This is a genomic window from Echinicola marina, assembly GCF_020463795.1.
Taxonomy (GTDB): domain Bacteria; phylum Bacteroidota; class Bacteroidia; order Cytophagales; family Cyclobacteriaceae; genus Echinicola; species Echinicola marina.
Genome location: NZ_CP080025.1, coordinates 2,731,256 through 2,756,829, shown reverse-complemented (window position 1 = coordinate 2,756,829; position 25,574 = coordinate 2,731,256). Strand labels below are relative to the sequence as shown.

Genomic DNA, 25,574 nt, shown 5'->3' with positions numbered 1-25,574 from the left:
ACTAAAGGACATTTTAACGATTTAGCAATCAATTAGTATTGCAATTCATTTAAAATGACTAAAAAACCACCTTAACCGCTTATCCCCAATTAAAGCCATTAAGGCTTAAAATCTTTTTTTCACATGGAAGAAAAAAAAGATTTCCCTAAATTATGCTTCATTTTGAAAAATACTCAATATTCCCAATACAAGTTTAATACTCATGAAAAAACAAGAACCTTCTAATCCCAACAATTCCCGAAGGGATTTTTTAAAAGGGGCTGCCACAGCTGCCGCAGGATTTTACCTCGTGCCAAGACATGTACTTGGTGGCCCTGGCTTCACCGCACCTAGTGATAAAATTGTCATAGCAGGCATAGGCGCTGGAGGAAAGGGACAAAGCGACATCAATGAAATGCACAAAAGTGGTCAAGCAGAAATCGGTTACTTATGTGATGTAGACGACAGAAGGGCAGCTACTTCCAGAAAAAGATTCCCTAAAGCCAAATACTATAAGGACTTTAGAGAGATGTTGGAAAAAGAACACAAACATATCGATGCTGTAACAGTTTCTACCCCCGACCATAACCACGCCGTTCAGGCTATGGCCGCCATGCAGTTAGGCAAGCACGTGTATGTTCAAAAGCCTTTGACACATGATATTTATGAAGCACGAATGCTTACCCAAGCAGCCGAAAAGTACAAGGTAGTCACCCAAATGGGCAACCAGGGCTCTTCAGGAGATGGTGTGCGTAGAATGATGGAATGGTACAATGCGGGTATGATCGGTGAGGCTACCAAAGTTTGGTGCTGGACAGACAGACCAGTTTGGCCACAAGGTATCAAATGGCCAGAAAAAGGAATCACTCCTCCCTCTGAACTGGACTGGGACCTTTGGTTAGGTACAGCCCCTTACAAAGAATATGTGGATAATTTGGTACCATTCAACTGGAGAGGTTGGTGGGACTATGGCACAGGAGCACTCGGTGACATGGCCTGCCACATTATGGAACCTCCCTTCAGAGTTTTGGGGCTTGGTTATCCTTCTGAAGCAGAATGCAGTGTAGGCTCCGTATATGTAGGAGAGTTCAATAGGGGCTATTTCCCTGATGGCTGCCCTCCTTCTTCTCATGTTACACTGAAATTTAAATCCGCAGGAAAAGAAGACCTTGAATTCCATTGGATGGATGGTGGTATCCAACCGGCCAGACCAGAAGAACTTGGTCCAAATGAGCAAATGGGCGACGGTGGTAACGGCGTAATCATAGAAGGCACCAAAGGAAAAATGATGTGCTCTACCTATGGTATTAACCCTAAACTACTTCCTACCTCTAGAGAAGACGGAGACAAAGTTCCTGTAACCATTCCTAGAGTGGAAAACGGAGACAACGGCCACTATGCACAATGGGTAAGAGCATGTGTGGCTGGGCATGGAAGCAAGGAATTCAATGAGCTCAGCTCTCCATTCTCCATTGCTGGTCCATTGACCGAATCAGTATTGATGGGTAATTTGGCGATTAGAAGTTATGACATCAGAAAGCCTCGAAAAGATGACGATGGATTTGATTACCCAGGAAGAGGCATCAAATTGGTGTGGGACGGACCAAATATGAAGGTAACCAACTTCGACGAAGCCAATCAATTTGTAAAAAGACAATACAGAGGTGATTGGAGCCTTGGCGTATAAAAACAACACTAACAAACCGGTCTAAATGGCCGGTTTTTTTTATCCCTCTTTATAATGTACATTTACACACTAATCCCCCCTATAAGAAGCCAGACCAACCAAAAACTCCTCTAAACGCTATGAATATTAGACACATTCTCAAAACCCGCGAAAACTTCATCACCCTACTAAATGGCTTGAGCCTTGAACAGATCAACACCATTCCTGAAGGATTCAATAACAATATTGCCTGGAATTTCGGGCACAGTATTGTCACCCAGCAAATCCTATGTTATAAGCTTTCTGGACTGCCACTATTGATCGACGAAGAACTAGTAGAAAAATTCCGAAAAGGCACTAAGCCTGAATCTCCGCTTACAGAAAAAGAATTGGAGCATTTGAAAATAATAGCATTATCTTCTTTGGAAACGCTAAAAAACGACCTGATAATTGGCTCTTTCAAAACCTTCCAAGAATACCCCACCAGCTTTGGCATAACACTTAAAAACATTACTGAAGCAATCAATTTTGATGGTATCCATGAAGGTATGCACCTCGGTATAGCCATGGCAATGAGGAAAAATTTGAAATAGGGTTATTTACTCTAAGCAATAAAAGTTTATCTTTTCTTCTACTGGATAAACTTTTATTGCCGCTGTTTTGGGCATCACCTCTCCATCAATCTGAAAATCCGCCCCATCTGGATTACTGATCTCCACTTTATCCGCAGACCATATTTTAACCACCTCTGAATCTGCCAGTGTGCCCTTAAACATATCTATGGACAGGCGTAAAATTTCCTCAAACCCCTCTGGATTAAGGACCACAATTTCAAATAAGCCATCATCCACTTTGCCTTGAGGATTGATCAAGGCCCCGGTTCCATATTTACCCCCATTAGCAATTACCAACATTTTGGCTTCAACCTCCACTATCTCATCTTCAAATTTCAATGTAAAATGATAAGGTTTCAATTCAGCAAACTGTGCAAATGAGCTTTTAAAATAAGTCATCATCCCCCTTGAACTTTCATCCCTTGATCGCTTCACCAATCCCGCGTTGAAACCAAAATCACTAAGGTGAACAAACACCTCATCATTGATCTTCCACAGATCAACAGCTCTAGTTCTTCCCTTAAGTATGGCATGACAGGCATCTGAAATACTGTGAATCCCAAAACAAGTGGCCAAGCCATTTGCTGACCCCAAAGGAATAATACCAAAAGGCAGATCATTCCCTATAGCTGCTTCAACCACCATTTTGACGGTACCATCGCCTCCCCCTACCAGCAGTCCATCCCAATTCCCCTCAGACAACATCCCCTTGATCTTCTGGGCATCGCCCCGATTACCGGTGGTTTCCCAAACTTCCAAATCAATACCATGCAACTGTTGAGACAATAGTGCTATTACTTCTTTCCTATCATCCCCCTCACCCGAAATAGGATTAAGGACAAATAAATAACGTCTGTTCATATACCTTATGGAGCTATATATAGTTTTTCCCTTGCATGCCTCATGGCTTCTTGGGTTGATTTCACAAATACCAATTCAGGAGCATGGTCATATCGACCAATATCATGGATCAAATCTTCACGACGAAGATGCTCTTCATCACTGACCTCCCTAATATAAACGGACTTGATCCTACCCGGATAAGCCTTAATAATTTCTGCATACAATTCTGGATCATGCTGACCACTATCTCCAATCAAAAAAAACTTCATCCCTGAATATAAATCAAGCAGCATCTCTATCTTCTCCAATTTATGGGCATGGTCTCCCCCTCCTGAACGCCATATATTCCTTAAATTAAGATGCAAATCCTGAAGTAACATGGGGCCTGAAGGGATATTTCTATAGCGCAAAAAATCTTTTATCAAATCATATAAATTCCAATCACTGCTGGAAACATAAAATACCGGATTCTTGCCGTGCTGGGTGAGAGCCCTATAGAACTCACTGACCCCAGGAAAAGGCCTTCGGGTATAAGCATTCTTGGATACAGAAAGCCAAAGTTTTTTCCCTATATCTGTGGCATGGGAAATCAATATAGTATCATCAATATCAGAAATTACCCCAAGCGGATGATCTTTTAAATATTGACAAACCGCTATATAAGAATGTTTCTTTTCTGGCACCAAACCTTCTTCCTCCATCAAGCGGAATCCCACCTTATGTTTTTCTATGGAAAAATGATCTGAACACTCAAACTCACATGCTACAATTCCCTCTTCATCACTGACCACTTCCTTATGCGCTTCCATAAAACTCACCACTACCTTAGCATCAGGCACACTACTGCCTGCATACCTCCTCAAGGCCCCCAAAATATTTTGCAAGCTATTCTTTCTTGCCGATGGCTTACTTTGCTTATATGCTTCCAAAACCCGCGCTTTAACAAAAATCCGATCCTCATTCCCAAAAGCATAAAGTGGTTCTATCCTTATTTCTTCCAGCTTACCAAAGGCCTTTTTCACCTTTGAAATAGCATACCGTAGAGGAAATGTTAGAATTCTTAAAACCATTCATTTTTCGTTTTAACCAAAAGATAAAAAACAATACAATTTGGATTAAGCAAAAATCCTCCCAAAAAGGCTTATTCTTATAAATTTACCCTTTAATTTTCAATCTTGAAACATACTCAACCTGGCCAGCTAGATACCAATACGCCTATTTCGACTTCATCCCTTAACAAGATAGCCTTAGGAAGCTCTTAAGAGATTCTTCTTTTTTTTACTGAACCCTGCCCATTCTATTTGGTTTGGTTGTGTAATTTGGATGAAAGCACAAATATAGAGTTCCTTAATATTCAGAAAATCAAAAAAAATAACGCTGAATTCATCATCAATAAAATATTTGGCATTTTGAAGTGATTCCCCCGATTACACTGATCATGTTCGTCAGCTATCTGACCCAAGCCAACGTCAATATTTAACCGGATGCATTAGCACATCTTTACTAAGATAAAACCTGAGCTGACACCTTAGAAACAAAAAAGTACTCACTTGGAATTAGGATCATATTTCAATTTTCCAGCGGCATATAAATACAATACCTTTGAATAGCGCAACATAATCGGCAACAGTAATAAATTAGCACCAGCCACTGAAACGATATAAACCCAAACATCTGGATCTCCAAAAACAAAATTCAAAATGATCATCACATTGATCACCAAAGCCACCGAAAGGGCATAACTCACATACATGGCTCCATAATAAAAATCAGGCTCAGGTTCCAGTACAGCACCACAATTCGGACAATTATGATTTACTGCTGACAACTTCTTAAAACTTACAATAGAAACTGGGAATATATTGCCTTTTCGACACTTAGGGCACTTCCCCTCTAGAATAGCTGCGCCTGCACTTTTCATGAATAATTATTTTTTTCCTGCACAAAGATAACATAAAAAGCCACCAAATGGTACAAGACCTACTTAAAACAGAAAGATTCCAAGTAAACTAATGTTCCTAAAACAAACATCAATAAGTTTACAAAATAAACAACTATATTTACAAATAACTACAGGCAATCTCTTTCAGCCATGTTCATTAATTGCCATTCCTATTTTAGTTTCAAATACGGCACCATGTCCGTAAAAGAGTTAGTTGACCAAGCCAAGACTAAGGGGGCCAAGACCATGGCACTGACAGACATCAATTGTACCGCTGGGGTTTATGACTTTCTCAAGACAGCCTCCCAAGCAGGCATAAAACCTGTAATAGGGATTGATTTCAGAAACGGCATCGAGCAAAAATATATTGGCTTAGCCAAAAATCACCATGGATTTTATGAGATGAACCATCACCTTTCTTTGTACAAAAGAAAAAAGACTCCCTTCCCAGACAGGGCTCCCCAATGGCAAAATGCGGCCATCATTTACCCATTCCCTTGTACAATACAAAACCTTGATAAAAATGAATACCTAGGAATCCACCCTAATCAAATCAAAAAAGCACTCCGATCCCCTTGGGCCAAACATAAAGATCAATGGGTACTCCTCCAGCCCGTAACTTTTTATTCCCAACGTTCTTTTAATATCCACCGACTATTACGCTGCATAGACCTCAACATATTGCTCAGCAAACTTCCCGAGAAAGAACAAGGGGATATTTCAGATCAGTTTTACAGCATTGGAGAGCTTGCAGAACGATGCGACGCACAATACTGGCTACTCCAAAACACCCAAAAACTCCTGAATTCCTGCGACTTCTTCCATGATTACCAAGCCGTAAAAAACAAACAAAGAATTTTCGGAAATGAGGAAAAGGACTTTCAAACCCTGAGGGAAGAAAGCTATAAAGGCGCTAGACTCCGCTATGGACTTAACCTGTCCCAAGACCAAACAGAACGGATTGAGAAAGAATTGAACATCATTAAAAAAAAGGAATTTGTCTCCTATTTCCTGATCAACTACGACATCGTTTCCTATGCTCGAAAGAGGGGATTTTACTATGTTGGCAGAGGAAGTGGCGCAAATAGTATAGTGGCCTATTGCCTTTTTATCACTGATGTGGACCCTATTGAGTTAGACCTCTATTTTGAAAGGTTCATCAACCTGCACAGATCTTCACCCCCAGATTTTGACATTGACTTTTCTTGGAAGGACAGGGACCAAATCATTCAATACATTTTCGAAAAGTACAACACTAAAAGACGTGAACATGTAAGCCTATTGGCCACACACAATACCTTTCAGGTCAATTCTGCCATTCGAGAATTGGGTAAAGTTTTCGGACTACCCAAAACAGATATAGAGGCTCTCATCAATTATATGGCCAAACCTGTAAATTACTTTCCAGACAGCATTGGCAAGCTGGTATTAAAATACAGCCAATTGATCCACGGCATGCCCAACCATTTGAGCATTCATGCGGGTGGCATACTCATCTCCGAACATCCCATACATTACTATACGGCGACTGATCTCCCTCCAAAAGGTTTTCCCATCACCCATTTTGACATGCATATTGCAGAGGAAATAGGATTTGCCAAATTCGACATATTAAGTCAAAGGGGACTGGGACATATCCGGGACAGCCTGGATATCATTCAGGAAAATCAAGGCATCGTGGTGGATATTCACCAAATGACCACTTTCAAACAGGATAAAAAAATCAAAGACCTACTGAGAAAGGGACATACAATAGGTGCCTTTTATGTAGAATCCCCCGCCATGCGCATGCTACTGGCCAAACTAGAAGTGGATGAATACCTTGGATTGGTCGCTGCCAGCTCCATTATCAGACCCGGTGTGGCCCGGTCAGGCATGATGAGAGAATATATACTTAGACACAGAAACCCCAGCCTGAGAAAGTCCCGGTCCCATCCCATACTTTATGAACTTATGCCAGAAACCTATGGCATTATGGTTTACCAAGAAGACGTCATCAAAGTTGCCCACCATTTTGCGGGGCTCTCCTTTGATGAAGCCGATGTCCTCCGTAGGGGAATGAGTGGAAAATTCAGGTCAAAAGAAGAATTTCAACGCGTAAAAGACAGCTTTTTCAAAAAATCACTTGAAAAGGGACGTGAGCGCATTGTCACCAGCGAGATTTGGCACCAAGTAGAAAGCTTTGCCGGATATTCTTTTGCCAAGGGACATTCCGCCTCCTTTGCCGTAGAAAGCTACCAAAGCCTTTACCTAAAAGCTCATTTTCCCAAGGAATTTATGGTGGGCGTTATCAATAATTTTGGAGGATTCTATAAAACTGAATTTTATATCCGCGAATTAATGTCCACAGGAGCAAATGTGCAACTCCCCCATATCAATGAAAGCGATCAACTTACCCGTATTAAGGGGAACACTGTCTATTTGGGCTTCATCCACCTGAAATACCTTCAAAAAGAAGTCTGCCATAATATCCTGAAAAACCGAAAGCTGGAAGGTGATTTCATTGACCTAAAAGACTTTATTTCAAGGATTCCCATCAATCTGGAACAACTGCTTATTTTGATCAGAATAGATGCTTTCCGGTTTGTGGACAAAAGCAAGCAAGCACTGCTTTGGGAAGCTCATTTTTTACTGAATAAGCAAAAAAACGGTAGTGTCCATCAGCACTTATTCAAACAGCTGGTTTTTAAAGAAATCAAAATCCCAAAACTAGAAGCCAATGACACCAGACAAGACATTCTGGATCAATTGGAAATTCTTGAATTCCCTCTGGAGGACCCTTTCTTTCTACTCAAAGAAAATCACCCACCCAGCATCAAAGCCAAGAATATAGCATCCTATGCAGGTAAACATATACAAGTACTGGGCTATTTGGTAGCCATAAAATACACACGTACGATCAAAGGAGAAACCATGAACTTCGGAACATTTCTAGACAGAGAAGGTTACTGGATAGACACTGTACATTTTCCACCAATTGTAAAAAAATCTCCTTTGACAGGCAGGGGGATTTATCTGCTCGAAGGTAAAGTCACCGAAGAATTCAATTTCCATACCCTTGAAGTCAGTTCATGTAGCCGACTGCCCTACTGGAATGCCTCTGAGGAAAAATAAGGGAGATTTTTCAAACCTCCCTATCACTTACTTTTAACACTTCTTGATTAGTCACTGGATTGGCATACATGGCCAAGAAGTTCTTCATCGCCACCTCGTCACTTTGGTCTACCCCTTTCTTAAATCGCTCTTCAAAGGCTTCCTTTTCTTCTATAGAATATTCATCTCTATATTGCTCGCTATTATGCAAGATATCATGGGCTATAAAATTGGTAGGCCATAATTTAAAGTTAGAGATGATTTTTTGATCTATCACATTACACAAGGCCTGAAACTGCTTATTGGCTGATTCAACCTCTGTCATTATTTGGTCGATTTCCTCATCCAATGGATCACCAACATGAATATGAATACGCTTCTTTTGGCCTATAATACCATTCAGCACAGTGACAAAGTCTTCATTTTTTCCTTTCACATATACTTCTGCCCTAGACTTTGCCATCAACTCCGGCATTTTCAACAGGTCAGTAGGATCATATTCATAAGAAATTGATACCGGCACAATATGTAGCTTTTTAAAATAATTCATTTCTGACTCCTCTCCACGGGCCATGGAAATCATCTTCAGCACTCCTTTATGGGTAGCATCATTACCGTCTTTGGTCCTCCCTTCCCGCTGGGCAATCCATACAGAACGGTTCTCATGCATCAACAATTCCTGAATATATTGTGACATCAATTTAGAACTTTCCAGCAACTCCCGGGCAGGCAATCCCCTTTGAACCATAAAGTTTCTGGTAAGCCTAGAAAGGGCCATTAAAAAAGGTTTCTTCACCAGGTTATCACCGATAGCCGATGAAGTCATCATTAAGCCATTATTATAAAGGGTATAATTCAACAATGAAGTATCCAGAATAATATCCCTGTGATTTGATATAAATAGATAGGCAGTATGCTGATCCAACCCCTCAAACCCACTATAGCTAAGTCCTTCCGAACTTTTCTTCAACACCATTTTAATGGCAGGATATATAAAGTTTATCTGAAAATCCCTAATCGAATGGGTCTTTCTCAGCTGACTCTTCCACTCTGCCTCTTCCATATCCGGAAAGGTAAACTCCATGATAGCCTTCATCATGGGATCATCCACCACGCTTAAAATAGCCTGGTTGACTTCAGTATCATAATAAGGTCTTATATGATCAAATTTCGACATAAACGCTCTCTTTGCAAACCGCAAATTACAAAAAAATTAGCGTTGATGTGCCATTTACTACGCTAAGTTTGGTTTATCAGTACTCTCCTATGGATGTAAATAAAAAGAGGCTGTCTTCCAACAGCCTCTTTTTCTATTTTTTATTTCTGAAGTTCTTATCATAAAGATCTATACTCTCTTGGATAATCCTCATCGCATCTTCCTTACCAAGGAAATCCTCTACTTTCACCTCCTTGTTTTCCAACTTCTTATAATCTTCAAAGAAACGGTGGGTTTCTTTCATCAAGTACGGCGGTAACTCATCGATATCATTGATATAATTCACTGATTGGTCATCTGCAGCTACGGCAATGATCTTGTCATCAGCCTCACCACCATCTACCATTCTCATTACACCGATCACTTTGGCCTTCACCAAAGTCATGGATGGAATATCAATCTGAGAAATGATCAAGATATCCAATGGATCATGATCCTCACAAAAAGTCTGTGGAATAAAACCATAATTAGCAGGATAATGAACAGCTGAAAACAACACCCTATCCAGCATCAACATCCCGGTCTTTTTTTCCAATTCGTACTTTCCTTTACTTCCTTTTGGGATTTCAATGACGCCCATTACGTATTCTGGAGCTTCTTCTCCTATTTGAACATCATGCCATGGATTAATCATATTAAAAACATTTTTTACATTCATAATGACTGAAACGGCCGGCAAATTACTGCCATTTGGCTTGTTAACAAAGTAAAAAAAAGAATTTGATACTTTTTTTTCACCCTCCCTGTTATTATGGCCTATGTTTTGCCGTATAGTTAACATAACCATTTTTAAATATCATGAAAAAAGTACTTCTAATATTTACCGTTTTACTGACTGGATTTTATGCTAGCCAAGCACAAAACATCAGTAATTCCAACACCATTCAGGTAAGCGGAAAAAGTGAAATCAGCATCAAACCCGATCAGGCAATCATTTCCATCAATATTGAAAAAATAGCCATGGATGCCTCCGAAGCAGCTGCTGCCTTGAATAAAAAAACAAACGAAATAGAAAAACTGGTCAATTCAGGTCAACTTTCTGACTTCAATTTCACAACCAGCCAATATAGAATAAATCAAAATAGGATTTATCGCCAAGGGACTTCAAAAGACAGTGGATATGTTGCTTCCCAGAACATAAAAATTGAGCTTGATGACCCAGAGAAAGACCTGGTATCTTTGGTGGATAGGCTGAACAAAAGTGAAGAAATAATGTTTCAGGTTTCTTTTTCGGTTTCAGAGGAAATGCAAAAAAAATATGAAAATGAACTTTTGACGAATGCCTTAAAAGACGCAAAGCAAAAAGCTGAATTAATTGCAGCCACCATGGACCTGAAAAACATAAAAGTTTTCAAAATAGACTACAGCGGACAACAAAGCTTTCCGCCTAGGCCTGTACAAATGGAATATATGAAAGTACAGATGAGGGGAGCTGATTCGGCACCGCCGACATTCTCTCCAGAAGAACAGAAGCTCACTGACGAAGTGCTGGTCATGTTCTATTTCTCTGAATAATGTAAAAAAGGAGTTCACCATATGGTGAGCTCCTTTTTTACTATCCTTCTTTTTTCCTTTTGCTATAAAGAAGGAATGGTGATTTTGAAGGAAGTCCCTCCTCCTACCGCAGAATTCAATTCTATATCCCCCTTCAGCTGTTCTACAGACTCCTTTACCATATATAAACCTATCCCTGCTCCCACATTTTTCTGTGTAGCCCTGTGAAATAATTCAAATACTTCACTTTGGTACTTCTCATCTATACCGATGCCATTATCAGCCACCTCTATGATAGCCTTTCCATCTTGAACCTGCACGTCCACCTTAATAAATTTATCAGGATTACCCTCCTGCTGGAATTTAAAGGCATTGCTAAAAAGATTATTGAAGATCACCCGAAGTTTTGCCTCATCTGATTCAAACTCCTCCTCTTGTTGTATATTTATTTCCAGTTGGATATCACTGAGATCCCATTTATTGTTATAAGCTTCGCACTGCTGTTCCAACAATTCATTGAAATCTATAGATGTTATTACATTGTCGATTTTAGTGGAACGGTAAAAGTCGAGCATTTTGTAAATAAAATCGTCCAACTTAAAAGTAGCCGAATCGATCATTTCAAAATACTCTAATATACGTTGATCAGCGCATTCCATTTTAGCCAATTTGGAAACACCCGAAATGCTCATCAGAGGCCCTCTAAGTTCGTGGGACAAACTATACACAAACTGGTTCATCTCTGAATGCATTTTCTTCAATCGCTGATTCTTCTCCTTGAGTTCCTTCCTGGTGAAGTAGATATCTGCGGCAGTTTTGATGGCATTTTTAATTTGTTCAATATTCCACGGTTTGTCGATAAACCTATATACCTCTCCTTTATTAATGGCATCTATTACGCTGGCTATATCTGAGTAGCCTGTCAGTAAAATCCGTATTGGGTCTGGCTTAATTTTTACCAATTTCTCAAAAAATTCCACCCCAGTCATCCCTGGCATTCTCTGGTCAGCAATAACAACATGAACTTCATTATTCTGCGCCAGTTCTAAACCTTCTTCTGCATTCAGCGCTGTAAAAATTTTAAAATCTCTTCTTAAGCTGGCTTTAAAAGAGTGTAAATTATTATCCTCATCATCCAAATATAAAACATGAATTTTACTGCTCATTGTTAGGTTGTTTTTGATATACAGGTAACTTGATCACAAACTTAGTTCCTTCCCCAGGAGACGTATGCACATCTAATCTACCTTGGTGGTTTTCGATTATCTTATAAACAATAGACAAGCCCAAACCGGTACCTTTCCCTACTGCCTTAGTTGTAAAAAAGGGTTCAAAAATTCTCTCTCGAACATGTTCCGGCATACCAGGACCATTGTCTCCTATTTCCAAAATCACCTCCCCATTTTGGGACATTGTTTTTATTAAAATCTCAGGAGAGGGGTTTTCACTCCCTTGCTCTCCCAAAGCCTGAATCGCATTGCTTATTATATTCATGAATACCTGGTTGATCTTACCAGCCAAACATTCTACCATGGGTATATTGCCATATTCTTTTTTCACTTCGATTTTCCCCATGGTACTGTTCAATAACACCAAAGTACTGTTGATACCATCATGCAAATCCACCTTCTTCACATCTTGTTCATCTACCCTAGAGAACAACCTTAAGCCTTTGACAATTTCAACGGTTCTCTTTGCTCCATCTTCCATCCCCTTTAACAATAAACCTATTTCCTCTATTAAATAATCATATTCAAGATCTTCCTCAAGTTCTTGCAATTCCTCAAGGGTTTTCTTGGAAAACTCTGAACTACCTTTTTCCCTGTAAGCATCCACAATCTCAAGGATGTCCTTGATATCCCTTTTCAATGGAGATACATTAGAACTGACAAAATTGATCGGATTATTGATCTCATGTGCAATTCCTGCAGTCAACTGTCCCAATGAAGCCATTTTTTCCTGATTGACCAATTGGGTTTGTGTATTTTGAAGATTATTCAGCGTTTTTTCTAACTCCTCAGTCCTCAATTTAACCTTTTCCTCCAAAATAACATTCTGTTCTCTGATTAACCTTTCATTTTCTTTTATAGCATTAAGGGTTTTCTGCTGTTCCTCTTCTTTTTCAACTTTAAGCACGTTGATTTTATCTGCCAATGCCAAAGAAAGTAAAATCACTTCCAATACTGAACCTACAGGCATAACATAAGCAGAAAACATATTGTATGGGATCAGCCCCATATCTCGGATTACAAAAAGAAAAATCCCCAACATAAAGAATGACCATGCCAACAAATAATACCTTGCGGGTCTGTAACCTTCTCTATTGACCTGAATACCTATCAGCATAATATACCAAACAATTATAGACTGGGTAAAAATCAGCACATTATAACTCAATGTTTGATGCCCTAGGATAGCCAAAAGCACTATAAGAGGATATATCAGGAAAAACACCCTCAAACCACGGTCTAGCCTGGGTACAAACTTTTTTGTATTAAGAAACTCTTTGAGAAAAAGTATCCCTACAATACTTACAGCTGATGAAAAAAACATATTTGCCCTGGAATGAATCCAATCCCATTCAGGCCATAGTATCTCTTGGGTATATCCCATTATGGATGATTGAGCCAACCACACAAATACAGTATGAAACACATACAAAAGATAAGCCCTATCCCTTAATGAAAAATAAAGGAATAAATTATAAAATAGCAGGCCAATAAAAATCCCAGAAAAAACGCCAAAATACACATCCTCCCTCTTTACTTCTTTTAAAACTTCAATTTCCGGCATTATTTTCATCGGCAGCACTTTCTTCTCAAAACTCTTTACTTTGAGGTAGATCGTATATTCTAAATCCCTTTCCAACTGTAAAGGAAGAATATAACCTGATGAAGATTGGTCATTATTCTTCTCTCTAAATCCCCTTCCCTTTATACCCTTATCGACCAAATCCCCTGATTCAAACAAATAATACTCTATTTCGTCCAAAGAAGGATTATCTATAACTAAAAATTGGTCCATTCCAGCGCCCTGATTCTTAACATAGAATTTAATCCACACCACATCATTGTTTACACCAAAATTAGGGGCAAAGCCCTCCCTTCGGTTAAACTGCGTGTTCCCAACCAGTTGATCAATTCCAGGGTTATCTTGCTCAGAAAACTCTTGATAATAAATTTTATTTATTTTGGCATTCTCTGAATTGATCAAGTTTATATCTTGATCAAGGTTCATTATACTGAGCAAAAGGGTCATTACAAACCCAAAAACACCTGCCATAATTGATATATTTATAATTCCAGTTCGTACTTAATGTGCATTTCCCCACGGGAAGTGGAATACACAGACTCGCAATTCAAGGACTTTCGCAGTTTAAAAATCTCTTCCCTTTCCTCCGCTAATGCCAATGGCAAATTGACCAAATCTTTAATAACAGCAGCAGTAGCCACCAAATCAATTTTCGGATAGTTAAACTTGCCAGAATTCCCTACGCCCATTTCAATTTCAAATCCCTTATCCAAGCAGGACCCTAAGGTATGCTCTGCACATAAAGCCAACAATGTCCCCATTTTAAGCTGTTCTGCCAACACTATTCCACAACGGATCAAAAACTTAATACCAATACCATAGCCAGCAATCGACCTTGAATTCCACAAACCACCAATTTCACCGGTAATATTCTCCCTATAATTCGCAACCACACAATGTATACTTTTATCCACCTCTGCAATGGCCGTTTCCATAGGCAGCGGATAATCTTCATGGGCAAGGTGAAGCCTCATTCCACTCACTACTCTTTTCTCTTCAGCATCTATAACCACGATGACATAAACATGAGGGTTACTGATCCAATCTCTCCTAGCAGAAGTGACTTTCGTCACCCCATATTCTTTGAGTACATTCCAGTGTCCTTCCAAAAATTCAAGGCATAACTCCTCATTATCAATTGCTCTGAACGCTTTAAATATAAACATCTTATAGAAACGCTATTGTATCCAACACATCTCTCCTTAAAGACCTTATCGAAACATCAGAAGCTGTAGTGAGCCTAAACAAAAACACTTCATTTGTATCAGGGGATAAATTAAATAAAGTCCTCAACCTTCTTTGTGCATCTTTGATGATTTCTCCTTCCTCTGTAGAAAAGTACTTTAACCCTTCCCTTTGTAATCTGTGAAAGAAAAATAATGAAGCAGAAATAGGTTGAAACGCCACATCTTCTTTATTTATATGTGTCCACACTCTTTGTAAGGCCTTTCCTCCCCTAAGATATGAATAAGGAGAAAAATCCTTTGCAGTCAACAAGCAGATAGCGGAGGAAGCATTAATGGTGTCCTTGGACATTTCCTTCAGACCGTCACCAAGTTGATTTTTCTTCAAAAATGAGATAGCCTCATGATCCCTTAATAGGGTAAGAGCCGCAACTCCCGTATTTTTAAGCTCAAGTGTTTCTATATCAATCCCGTCCCTGGTTTCAATAGTTTCTTTCTCTGTCCACCTTATTTCCCTTACAAAATCGGCATAGCCCCTCGGATTCATCACCCTAATCTTATCCATCACTCCCAAAACTTCAATCAGTTCACCAAACTGACCACGATCTGTCAGCATCTCCATGCCATTGCCCGAGTCAATAGCTATATTCCTAAGTTCTTCTAATATGGAAGATGCTATTTCTTTTCCTTGCTCGAGTTTACGGTTAGTCACCCTCTTTTCTATATATGGATATAAATAATCATATTGCGTATCTTCTCCATCTGCTATATTTTCACTAAAAGTAACTTTTGCGATATAGTCATCTTCAAATTCTAACTCATTAAAATTAATCTTGACACCTAGCCCCATATTATGTCCTGTCCAAACCAAGTTTTCTAAGGCCGCCCCCAATGCCATCAAGGTCCCCGTCCCATGATAATCCAACAGAGACTCACTTAATCCCTTGTCGTAAAAAAGGTGAAGCACACCTTCTTTATCAAACACCCACTTCCATGGCTGGCAATTCCCACCAGAAGGCGCCAGGTTCGCTTTCTTGACCAATTCCAAAACAGTCGATTTGCTCAGGACTTTTGGAGATTTCAGTTCACCTTGAGGGATAAACTGTTTTTTCTCACTTTTTGGGGCATGCACCTCGCTAGTTTTGCTTTGCTGATCTTGCCCATGATACAATACCTCATCAAAATCAAAATAATACCTACCGGAATCCCTGAATTGATCCAAAAATATCTTTCGTACTATATCTGCACAGACTGCCCCTCCGTGTATCACAGAACTGGCCAACTGGGGCCAAGTACCGATAGAAGTTCCCACCTCCATAAATGAAGCTTTCATTCTTGTAGACAGCGTTTCCATTCCGATCATTTTCCCTATAAAAGGCACTTTCTCCTCATTCGACAAGCTATTCAACTCTTCAGACTTCAAGTTTCCTGCTAAACCATGTAACAAAGGACGCTTGGGCTCCAAATCAAACCGTTCTACATCTACCATTCCCCTATCCGAGGTATCCATTACTACAGGCACTCCTTTTTCTCTGGCCTTTTCCCTGGCCAATATTTTTACATCAAGGCTATCGCATTCCTCAACTAACAAATCTAAGGCACCATCTTTTTCAAAAAATTCATCTATATTCCTATCATTAATTCCTTCCTCAAAAATTGTCACTTTCAGAAATGGATCAATCTCTGCTATTTCCCGGGAAACCATCCAGGCCTTTTTCAATCCTAAATTGTATATCCCCGTCCGGATCCTGTTCATATTACTCAACTCCAAGGTGTCAAAATCCGCGATTCTCAACTCCCCAAAGCTCCTCTCCATTGCCAAACTTAACGCAACACTTTGCCCAACAGACAATCCTATCACCCCAATTTTTTTGGTGGACAGTAAATCCTGTTCCTCTTTAGTGATTTTATATTGGTTCCTAGATGTTCTTACTTGTATAAAATCTGCTTCATCCAAGGTCCTTATCAACTGCCTTCTCCAATGATAATACACCCAACAACCATACTCTTCTCTAGGCTGATGTTTAAAAAAGTCCTTTACCATCACCGCCAGCTCTCCGTCTTTTAAGTTATCCTTAGGATGCTTAATTTTAATCAATTCAGCCATTTGCCCATCCAATTGATCAAATTTCTCTACCGTAGAATCTTTTTTCAGTTCATCTAAAAGTTGGATTTCCTCTTTTTTTATTGGCGCCGCAGGTAATATAATCGCCTCCCAACTGGGATTCGTCCCTTTTATATAATTCAAATCCATTTATGCCTTGGTGATATTTTTGATGACAAACGTAAGTAAAGTTATATGATTGACCTTGTAATTAAATGAAAAAACTAAAAAAATCATGCGAAATTGGACTAAAAATTCTAAATAGATTTACTTAAATTGAGTACAGATGACAGTTTTAGATATATATTTGTAATATAGTACGAGAAAGAGATTTTAGTTATATTTAAACATCCGCATATCTCACCAAGGTAAGCATTGAATTCAACGATTAGCACATGACTGATTCGACAAAAGAAAAAATAAGAATTCTTTATGTAGATGATGAAGAAAACAATCTTCAAGCATTTAAAGCTACTTTTAGACGTGAATACAAAGTTTATCTGGCCATTTCTGCTGATGAAGGAAGAGATATTTTAAAATCCAAGGAAATCGATCTTATCATCACAGATCAAAGAATGCCGGAAGAAACTGGTGTGGAATTCCTGGAGTCCATTATCCCAGATTATCCCGAGCCCATCAGAATACTACTAACAGGTTACACTGATATTCAAGCCGTAATTGATGCGATCAATAAGGGACAAGTTTATCATTACCTTACCAAGCCCTGGGAAGAGGACTATATGAAAACGGTCATCAAAAACGCCTACGAAGTTTTCTCTTTGCGAAAGGAAAACAAGAAACTTACCGATGACCTTATCAAAGCCAATGAACAATTGGAATTCCTATTGCGCCAAAAATTACTTTCCTAATACCTGGCCGCCAGTAACAGTTGGAGTTCCTTATGGTTCATTTGGAACTTTCTAGCCAAGTGAGCATTTGTAAGACTTCCCCTGTAGGTATAAACCCCTTTCATAAACCATTTATAATTAAAAATCATTTCTTCGGCGCCTCCCAAATCGGCCATTTGCAAAAGAATGGGAGTGAAAATATTACTGAGTGAAACCGAAGCTGTCCTGGAAACCCGTGATGCAATATTGGGTACACAGTAATGAATAATATCGTATAAGTTATATGCAGGCTTTTCATGGGTGGTCATCCTAGAAGTCTCTATACAGCCCCCCTGATCTATACTAACATCTATCAATACACTTCCGGGCATCATTGCTGCGACCATCTCCTCTGAAACCACCACCTTGGCTCTACCTTTTTCAGCTCTTAAGGCTCCTATCACCACATCAGCTTCCTTTAGCGCTTCGCCCAAAGTAAAGTTATCTATCGTGGAAGTATATACCTGCTGGCCCAAAAGCTGCTTTATCCGCCTCAGCTTATACAAATGATTGTCAAAAATTTTGATACTGGCACCTAATCCAAGCCCGGTCCTTGCAGCATACTCTGCGACAGTACCCGCTCCTACGATAACCACCTGGGTAGGAGGCACGCCTGTGATACCTCCTAATATCAATCCTTTTCCTCCTTTTTTTACACTGCTCAAATATTCCGAAGCAATTAGCATTACCGTACTACCTGCTATCTCACTCATCGCCCGTACCACGGGCATTCCTCCGACTTTGTCTTCCAAATTTTCAAATGAAACTGCAGTGATCTTTTTCTTGTTTAGCGAATGAATATACTCGGCCTTTTGCTTCCCCAACTGTAATGCAGAAATCAAACAACTGCCCGGTTTCATATAAGAAATCTCTTCCAATGTGGGTGGCTCAACTTTCAGCACCACCTCTGCTTCAAAAGCCTCTTTGGATGAATAAACTACCTTTGCACCTGCATCGGCATATTCCTTATCAGAAAACTTGGAAGGGGTTCCTGCCCCTGATTCCACCATGACCCTTTGGTTATTATTCACCAACAACGCCACAGCCTCAGGCGTAAGGACCATTCTTTTTTCATCCACCTCGTTCTCCTTTGGCAATCCTATCAAAATCGAATGATCAGAGCTTTTGACCCTGGCCAAGGCTTCTTTGGGATAAATTCCTGCCTCTTTGCTTATCTCTGCCATTTTAGCTCCCATCGTGTATCTTTTTAATGCTCATCTCCCTTGTTTCATTGCCGGTGACTTCAATAGAAATCAAATAAAATTCCTCCGGGAGATAATCTGGAATTTTTTCGGCCCACTCCAGCCAACAATGCCTACCACTATAGAAATACTCATCGATTCCTATCTCCAACACTTCTTCCTGCTCCTCCACCCTATAAAAATCAAAATGATAAAATATTTCATCCTGCTGGTTTTCATACTCATTGACTATGGAAAAAGAGGGGCTGCTCACTAAATCACCTACACCAAACGCTCTTGCGATGGCCTTTATCAAAGTGGTCTTTCCAGCTCCCATATCCCCCATAAATACCCAAACAGGTAGATCTTTGCAGGTTTCAATGATATTTTCAGCTACTTGTGGCAGCTGGCTTTTATCTTCACATATAATCTTTTTCAATGCTTTCTTTAATACTGCTTTGGTGAAAGGTGCATGATTGGTACAATTACCTCCTCCAAAGAAACCCCTCCATGTTGGAATGTATCTTTGTAGTAATTTACATAATAATTGTAATTGTTCGGATATGCAAAGAAATAATCTTCTACTGCAAAAACATAGCTCGTGGAAACATTAAATCTCGGCAATTTGGCTTCCTCAGGCCTGCTGATCTCAAAAACCTTCCCGGATTCGAAATTAAGATTCTTCCCCTGCTTATACCTTAAATTAGTGGTCACCTTTCTGTCTCCAATAATTTTATATGGTCTGTTTACTCGCTTAGTACCATGATCAGTGGTCACAATCACGTCGCAGCCTGCCTCACTTACCCTCTTAAATAACTCAAACAAGGTACTGTGCAGAAACCAGCTTTCTGTGATGGACCTATAGGCGGACTCATCGGGAGCTAGTTCTCGAATCATTTTCATATCAGTTCTGGCATGTGACATCATATCCACAAAATTATAGACCAAAACATTCAAATCATTGTTCATCAGATTCTGAAACTGCTCCAAAACGGATTTACCTTGATTAGCCTGCAAAATCTTATGGTAGCTGAATTTCGATTGCAACCTATTTTTCTTCAAATTAACTTCCAAAAATTCCTTTTCATGGTTATTCTTTCCTTCATCAGTATCTTCTCCTTCCCAAAGGTCTGGATGGAACCGGGCCATATCCAAAGGCATCATGCCGCTGAACAAGGCATTTCTGGCATAAGCAGTAGTGGTAGGTAAAATACTATAATAGGTATCCTCTGACTTTACATTAAAATAATCACTTAACAATGGCTCGATAATCTCCCACTGATCTAATCTCAAATTATCAATCACAACAAAAAACAATGGTTTCTGGCCATCCTGAAGATGTGGAAAGACTTTTTCTTTCATTACCCGATGGGACAAGATCGGCTTATCGGCATCGGCATCATTGAGCCAATCCAAATAATTATCCTTGATAAACCTGGCAAAATTCGCATTGGCTTCGGATTTTTGTGTATCCAAAACTTCCTGCATGCTTTTATTCTCTGTCTTATCGATTTCCAGCTCCCAATAGGTCAGTTTTTTGTAAATCTCCGCCCATTCTTCATGATCAATGGCGTCATTATAAGCCATACTGATCCGCGAAAAATCCTGCTGATAGGACATATTCGTCTTCTCACTGATCAACTGCTTGTTTTGAAGAATCTTTTTTACCGACAATAAAATCTGGCTTGGGTTAATGGGCTTGATCAGGTAATCCGCAATCTTGCCCCCAATCGCATCGTCCATGATATGCTCCTCTTCACTTTTGGTGATCATCACTACTGGGGTCTGAGGCTTCAATATTTTCACCTGCTGCAAAGTCTCCAAACCAGTCATCCCAGGCATCATTTCATCTAAAAATATCACATCATAATTGGAGTTTTCCACCATTTCAACGGCATCATTGCCACTGTTAACGGTAGTGATTTCGTATCCTTTTTGCTCCAAAAACATGATATGAGGTTTAAGCAAGTCAATCTCATCATCTGCCCAGAGAATTTTAAATTTTTGCATCTTTTCCGGTTTATTTCTTATAAATTTATAACTACTTTTGATTTCTATCAACTAATTCTTAGGCAATTGAAAAGCCATAAAATTCTTAACGATCCTGTTTACGGTTTTATCACCATTCCCAGCGAGTTGATTTTCACTATTATTGACCATCCTTATTTCCAAAGACTAAGGAGAATCAAACAACTGGGGCTCACAGACTTTGTATATCCTGGAGCACTGCATACCAGATTTCACCATGCCTTGGGAGCCATGCACCTGATGAGTATCACCTTGGACAACCTTCGCAATAAAGGACATGAAATCAGTGACCAAGAATATGAAGCATCATTAATTGCTATCTTATTGCATGACATCGGACATGGACCTTTTTCACATGCCCTCGAATACACTTTACTAAAGGGCATTCCCCATGAGTCATTGTCGCTACTGCTCATGGAATCCCTAAACAAACAATTAAACGGCCAGCTTGACCTTGCGTTAAGAATATTTAAGAATAATTATGAAAGAAAGTTCTTTCATCAATTAGTTTCCAGCCAACTTGACATTGACCGACTGGATTATTTACAGCGGGACTGTTTTTTTACGGGGGTCTCTGAAGGTACCATAGGTGCGGACAGGATCATCAAAATGATGAACATCAAGGATGATCAGATTGTAGTGGAAGAAAAAGGGCTTTACAGCATAGAGAACTTCCTGAGTGCCAGAAGGCTGATGTATTGGCAGGTTTATCTGCATAAAACCACAGTTAGTGCTGAAAAAATGCTGATTAACCTGATAAAAAGAGCAAAAGACCTTCAGCAATCCGGCACAATACTTCCAGGCACTGAAGCACTTAGCTACTTCCTGCAAAACAATTTTACCCTCAAGGATTTCCAGAAATCCACAGATATTCAAGAAATATTTGCCAGCATGGATGATTTTGATATTTGGGGAGCCGTTAAACTATGGCAGAAAAACAAGGACCGTGTGTTGAGCAATATTGCGGACATGTTTTTGACCAGAAATCTTTTTAAGATCAAGCTCAGCAATACCCCCCTGGAAAAGGACGAGCTCGTGGAGATGGAGAAAAAAATGATTCAGAACCTCAACATCTCAGAAGAGGAACTACCCTATTTTTTTTCCTATGGATCCATATCCAACAATGCCTATGTGGCCAAAGAAAGCATTCTAATTTTGACAAAAAAAGGAGAAGTCATAGATGTCGCTCAGGCAGCTGACCTACCCAATATTAAAGCCATGAGCAAAATTGTCAAAAAGTATTATGCTTGTCGGGCTAAAGATTTAACTTTGCGATAACATAATTTTAAACTCATGGAATTTACCGTTAGTCAGATTGCAGAGCTTTTAAACGGAGAAATCGAAGGTGATGGCACCAAGAAAGTAAGTAGACTGGACAAAATTCAAGATGGAGCTGAAGGGGGAATAAGCTTTTTGTCCAATATGAAATACGAACCGTACATTTATAGCACCCATTCTACAGCTGTAATTGTCTCCAAAGATTTTTCCCCTGCAAAGCCCATTAACACCACACTTATAAAAGTAAAGGATCCTTATTCAGGTTTTACCCAATTGCTAGAGGCTTATGCTCAGTTTACCAAGCGTGCCAAAACAGGCGTGGAAGAACCTTCTTATATGGATAGCTCTAGCAAAATTGGCGAGGGCGGCTATAGAGGGGCTTTCAGTTATATTGGTAAAGACTGTAAAATCGGCAACAATGTCACCATTCATCCACAAACCTATATTGGAGATAAAGTGAGCATTGGTGATAATTGTATCATTCATGCAGGAGTCAAGATCTATAATGACACTATTATCGGTAACAATTGTGAATTCCACCCTAATGTGGTCATTGGTGCCGATGGTTTTGGTTTTGCTCCACAGGAAGACAAAACCTACAAAAACATCCCTCAATTGGGCAATGTGCTCATTGAAGACAATGTCAGCATTGGGGCCAATAGTACCATTGACTGTGCCACGATGGGATCTACGATCATCAAGAAGGGAGTTAAAATTGACAATCTAGTGCAAATAGCTCATAATGTAATCATTGGTGAAAACACTGTAATTGCAGCCCAAGCAGGTATTTCCGGATCAACTGAAATCGGAAAAAGCTGTATCATAGCAGGCCAAGTGGGCATAATTGGCCACTTGAAAATCGCTGACAACACCACCATCGGCGCCAAAACGGGGATCTCGAAATCTATCAATAAACCCGGACAGACATTTTTCGGTTATATAGGATTTGAGATGAAGGAATTCCTGAAATCATATTCTATTTTTAAAAATTTACCAAGTCTACAGAATAAAATTAAAGATCTGGAAAAAAAACAATAAATTTGTGGGCGAATACAAAAGGATGCCCCAAAAACATCATTAATGAAAGTTAAACAGCATACCATAGGAAAACAGGTTACAGTTTCTGGAGTTGGCCTACACACTGGTGTAATGGCCAATATGACATTTGTACCTGCTCCTCCCAACCACGGATACAAGTTCCAGCGAATTGACCTTGAAGGCTCTCCCATCATCGATGCGGATGTAGACAATGTAGTAGACGTATCCAGAGGAACTACCATAGAACAGAGTGGCGCCAGGGTCTTTACTGTAGAACACGTACTCGCTGCTTTGGTAGGCCTCGAAATTGACAATGTACTCATCCAACTGGACGGACCTGAGCCTCCAATTATGGATGGAAGTTCCATTCAGTTTATTAGCATTTTGGAAGATGCCGGTCTACAAGAACAAAATGCCCTGAGACGCTTCTTTGAAGTCCCTGAAAGTATCCATTACAGGGATTCTGCCCGTGAAGTAGAGATGGCCGCATTGCCATTGGATGATTACCGTGTCACTGTCATGGTGGACTATAATTCACCTGTATTGGGCAGTCAGCACGCTTCCATTACCGACATTAGCCAATTTAAATCCGAAATAGCTTCTTGTAGGACCTTCTGTTTCCTTCACGAACTGGAGATGCTATACAAGCAAAACCTTATCCAAGGGGGAGACCTGAACAATGCCATAGTAGTCGTAGACCGTATTGTCACCGACGAGGAATTGGATGGCTTGGCTAAAATGTTCAACAAGCCTAAGGTAGAAGTAAGGCAAGAAGGAATTCTCAATAATGTAGAGCTGCGTTATAAAAACGAACCTGCCAGACATAAATTACTTGATGTGGTAGGTGACCTTGCCTTGGTAGGAAGGCCATTAAAGGCCCAAATACTTGCAGCAAGGCCTGGACATGCAGCCAATGTTGCTTTTGCCAAAAAGCTAAAAAGGGCCATGGAAAAAGCAGGACCAAGTCATATTCCTCATTATGACCCAAAACTGCCACCTGTGATGGATATTAACCAGATTGGGAATATCCTTCCACATAGATACCCTTTTCAACTTTTGGATAAAATCATTTATCTTGATGACACGGTAGTTGCTGGTGTTAAGAACGTTACCATCAACGAACCGTTTTTTATGGGGCATTTCCCAAACAATCCTGTCATGCCAGGAGTATTACAAGTAGAAGCCATGGCACAGACTGGCGGCATTCTTGTGTTAAGCACAGTGGATGACCCTGAAAATTATTGGACTTATTTCTTGGGAATAGAAAGCTGCAAGTTCCGTAAAATGGTCTTACCAGGAGATACTTTGGTATTCAAGTGTGAACTATTGTCCCCTATCAGAAGAGGGATTGCAAAAATGAAAGGTGAAGCCTATGTGGGAAACACATTGGTCTGTGAAGCCGTAATGACTGCTAGTATTGTAAGAAAAGACGCATGATAAGTAAGCTATCACAAGTACATGAAAATGCCAAAGTCGGTGAAAATGTAAGCATTGACCCTTTTTCGGTTATTCATGAAAATGTAGAAATCGGAGATGGTACTTGGATCGGTTCCAATGTCACCATATATCCGGGAGCAAAAATCGGTAAAAACTGCAAAATATTCCCTGGAGCGGTCATTGCAGGTGTGCCGCAAGACCTTAAATTCCAAGGAGAGGAGTCTACTGTCGAGATAGGAAATAACACGACCATAAGAGAATGTGTTACCATAAGCCGTGGGACCATTGATAAGCGGGTAACCAAAATAGGCAGCAACTGTCTATTGATGGCCTACGTTCACATTGCGCATGATTGCAGCGTTGGTGACAATGTGATCATTGCCAATACCGTTCAGGTAGCCGGCCATGTTTCCATAGATGACTGGGCCATTATTGGGGGCAGCAGTGCCATTCACCAATTTGTCAAAATCGGAATGCACTCCATGATATCTGGTGGTTCATTGGTAAGAAAGGATGTACCGCCGTTCACCAAGGCAGCAAGAGAACCTTTGAGTTATGCCGGAGTAAACTCTCTTGGACTTAGGAGAAGAGGATTCACCAATGAATCCATTAGCCATATTCAGGAAGTATACAGGTACCTGTTCCTTAATAGCCTCAATAATAGTCGGGCATTGGAAGAAATAGAAATCAACCTTCCTGCTACCAAAGAACGAGATGAGATTGTAAACTTTATCAGATCCTCTGAAAGAGGAGTGATGAAAGGATATATCAACTAACAA

The 25,574-nt window shown here is 39.9% G+C and carries 21 protein-coding genes; 9 read left to right on the top strand and 12 right to left on the bottom strand.

What is annotated here, in order from left to right; translation table 11 throughout:
* Positions 1-202: 202 nt before the first annotated feature.
* Both KZP23_RS11515 and KZP23_RS11510 read left to right on the top strand, forming a co-directional pair.
* On the top strand, positions 203-1,666 hold the full coding sequence (locus KZP23_RS11515) for a Gfo/Idh/MocA family oxidoreductase (protein WP_226336378.1): 1,464 nt from the start codon (positions 203-205) through the stop codon (positions 1,664-1,666).
* A gap of 119 nt (positions 1,667-1,785) precedes the next feature.
* Complete coding sequence (locus KZP23_RS11510; RefSeq protein ID WP_226336377.1) at positions 1,786-2,238, top strand: DinB family protein; 453 nt, start codon at positions 1,786-1,788, stop codon at positions 2,236-2,238.
* A 6-nt stretch (positions 2,239-2,244) separates the two neighbouring features.
* Here KZP23_RS11510 and KZP23_RS11505 read toward each other — a convergent pair whose 3' ends face one another.
* The 3 genes from KZP23_RS11505 to KZP23_RS11495 all read right to left on the bottom strand — a co-directional run bounded on the left by KZP23_RS11505 (position 2,245) and on the right by KZP23_RS11495 (position 5,023).
* Complete coding sequence (locus tag KZP23_RS11505; protein WP_226336376.1) at positions 2,245-3,120, bottom strand: diacylglycerol/lipid kinase family protein; 876 nt, start codon at positions 3,118-3,120, stop codon at positions 2,245-2,247.
* A 5-nt stretch (positions 3,121-3,125) separates the two neighbouring features.
* A complete protein-coding gene (locus KZP23_RS11500) occupies positions 3,126-4,172 on the bottom strand; it encodes an App1 family protein (protein WP_226336375.1) in 1,047 nt (348 codons plus the stop codon).
* Between the two features lie 476 nt (positions 4,173-4,648).
* Positions 4,649-5,023, bottom strand: coding sequence for a DUF983 domain-containing protein (locus tag KZP23_RS11495; RefSeq protein WP_226336374.1), 375 nt, complete (start codon positions 5,021-5,023; stop codon positions 4,649-4,651).
* A gap of 171 nt (positions 5,024-5,194) precedes the next feature.
* Here KZP23_RS11495 and KZP23_RS11490 point away from each other — a divergent pair, with 171 nt between their 5' ends.
* On the top strand, positions 5,195-8,158 hold the full coding sequence (locus KZP23_RS11490; RefSeq protein ID WP_226336373.1) for a DNA polymerase III subunit alpha: 2,964 nt from the start codon (positions 5,195-5,197) through the stop codon (positions 8,156-8,158).
* Between the two features lie 10 nt (positions 8,159-8,168).
* Here the strand turns inward: KZP23_RS11490 and KZP23_RS11485 are convergent, their stop codons facing one another.
* Positions 8,169-9,314 carry a 1-acyl-sn-glycerol-3-phosphate acyltransferase gene (locus KZP23_RS11485; RefSeq protein ID WP_226336372.1) on the bottom strand — a complete coding sequence of 382 codons (1,146 nt, stop codon included), beginning with the start codon at positions 9,312-9,314 and terminating at the stop codon, positions 8,169-8,171.
* A 133-nt stretch (positions 9,315-9,447) separates the two neighbouring features.
* Entirely contained in the window at positions 9,448-9,987 is a 540-nt protein-coding gene (locus KZP23_RS11480; protein ID WP_226336371.1) for an inorganic diphosphatase, read from the bottom strand.
* Positions 9,988-10,151: 164 nt separating this feature from the next.
* Between KZP23_RS11480 and KZP23_RS11475 the strand changes: the two genes are divergently transcribed.
* A complete protein-coding gene (locus KZP23_RS11475) occupies positions 10,152-10,868 on the top strand; it encodes an SIMPL domain-containing protein (RefSeq protein WP_226336370.1) in 717 nt (238 codons plus the stop codon).
* Positions 10,869-10,930: 62 nt separating this feature from the next.
* Here KZP23_RS11475 and KZP23_RS11470 read toward each other — a convergent pair whose 3' ends face one another.
* Genes KZP23_RS11470 through KZP23_RS11455 form a run of 4 tightly spaced genes read right to left on the bottom strand, consistent with a single transcriptional unit; the run spans position 10,931 to position 17,096 of the window.
* The gene (locus tag KZP23_RS11470; protein ID WP_226336369.1) at positions 10,931-12,013 is read right to left on the bottom strand and encodes a hybrid sensor histidine kinase/response regulator; all 1,083 of its coding nucleotides are present in this window, start codon (positions 12,011-12,013) and stop codon (positions 10,931-10,933) included.
* Entirely contained in the window at positions 12,003-14,129 is a 2,127-nt protein-coding gene (locus KZP23_RS11465) for a sensor histidine kinase (RefSeq protein ID WP_226336368.1), read from the bottom strand. Before KZP23_RS11465 ends, KZP23_RS11470 begins: the two co-directional genes overlap by 11 nt.
* Before the next feature lie 11 nt (positions 14,130-14,140).
* Entirely contained in the window at positions 14,141-14,824 is a 684-nt protein-coding gene (locus KZP23_RS11460; RefSeq protein WP_226336367.1) for a hypothetical protein, read from the bottom strand.
* Position 14,825: 1 nt separating this feature from the next.
* Positions 14,826-17,096, bottom strand: a complete 2,271-nt coding sequence (locus KZP23_RS11455) for an Rv1355c family protein (protein ID WP_226336366.1) — start codon at positions 17,094-17,096, stop codon at positions 14,826-14,828.
* A 245-nt stretch (positions 17,097-17,341) separates the two neighbouring features.
* On the opposite strand from KZP23_RS11455, the gene KZP23_RS11450 reads away from it, so the two are divergent.
* Positions 17,342-17,815, top strand: a complete 474-nt coding sequence (locus tag KZP23_RS11450) for a response regulator (RefSeq protein WP_226336365.1) — start codon at positions 17,342-17,344, stop codon at positions 17,813-17,815.
* Here KZP23_RS11450 and KZP23_RS11445 read toward each other — a convergent pair.
* The 3 genes from KZP23_RS11445 to porX are packed head-to-tail and all read right to left on the bottom strand — an operon-like array spanning position 17,812 to position 21,024.
* Positions 17,812-19,029: an alanine dehydrogenase gene (locus KZP23_RS11445; RefSeq protein WP_226336364.1), complete on the bottom strand. Its 1,218-nt coding sequence runs from the start codon at positions 19,027-19,029 to the stop codon at positions 17,812-17,814. The genes KZP23_RS11450 and KZP23_RS11445 overlap by 4 nt on opposite strands.
* A complete protein-coding gene (gene tsaE / locus KZP23_RS11440) occupies positions 19,019-19,453 on the bottom strand; it encodes a tRNA (adenosine(37)-N6)-threonylcarbamoyltransferase complex ATPase subunit type 1 TsaE (RefSeq protein ID WP_226336363.1) in 435 nt (144 codons plus the stop codon). The genes KZP23_RS11445 and tsaE overlap by 11 nt, the downstream gene beginning before the upstream one ends.
* An 8-nt stretch (positions 19,454-19,461) precedes the next feature.
* Positions 19,462-21,024 carry a T9SS response regulator signal transducer PorX gene (porX, locus tag KZP23_RS11435; protein WP_226336362.1) on the bottom strand — a complete coding sequence of 521 codons (1,563 nt, stop codon included), beginning with the start codon at positions 21,022-21,024 and terminating at the stop codon, positions 19,462-19,464.
* Between the two features lie 66 nt (positions 21,025-21,090).
* Here porX and KZP23_RS11430 point away from each other — a divergent pair, with 66 nt between their 5' ends.
* From KZP23_RS11430 to lpxA, 4 genes are read left to right on the top strand one after another with little or no spacing between them, the layout of a single operon-like run.
* Entirely contained in the window at positions 21,091-22,320 is a 1,230-nt protein-coding gene (locus KZP23_RS11430) for an HD domain-containing protein (protein WP_226336361.1), read from the top strand.
* 15 nt (positions 22,321-22,335) lie between these two features.
* A complete protein-coding gene (lpxD, locus tag KZP23_RS11425) occupies positions 22,336-23,358 on the top strand; it encodes a UDP-3-O-(3-hydroxymyristoyl)glucosamine N-acyltransferase (protein WP_226336360.1) in 1,023 nt (340 codons plus the stop codon).
* Between the two features lie 42 nt (positions 23,359-23,400).
* Entirely contained in the window at positions 23,401-24,795 is a 1,395-nt protein-coding gene (locus KZP23_RS11420) for a bifunctional UDP-3-O-[3-hydroxymyristoyl] N-acetylglucosamine deacetylase/3-hydroxyacyl-ACP dehydratase (protein ID WP_226336359.1), read from the top strand.
* Entirely contained in the window at positions 24,792-25,571 is a 780-nt protein-coding gene (gene lpxA / locus KZP23_RS11415) for an acyl-ACP--UDP-N-acetylglucosamine O-acyltransferase (protein WP_226336358.1), read from the top strand. Before KZP23_RS11420 ends, lpxA begins: the two co-directional genes overlap by 4 nt.
* The last annotated feature ends 3 nt before the right edge of the window (positions 25,572-25,574 follow it).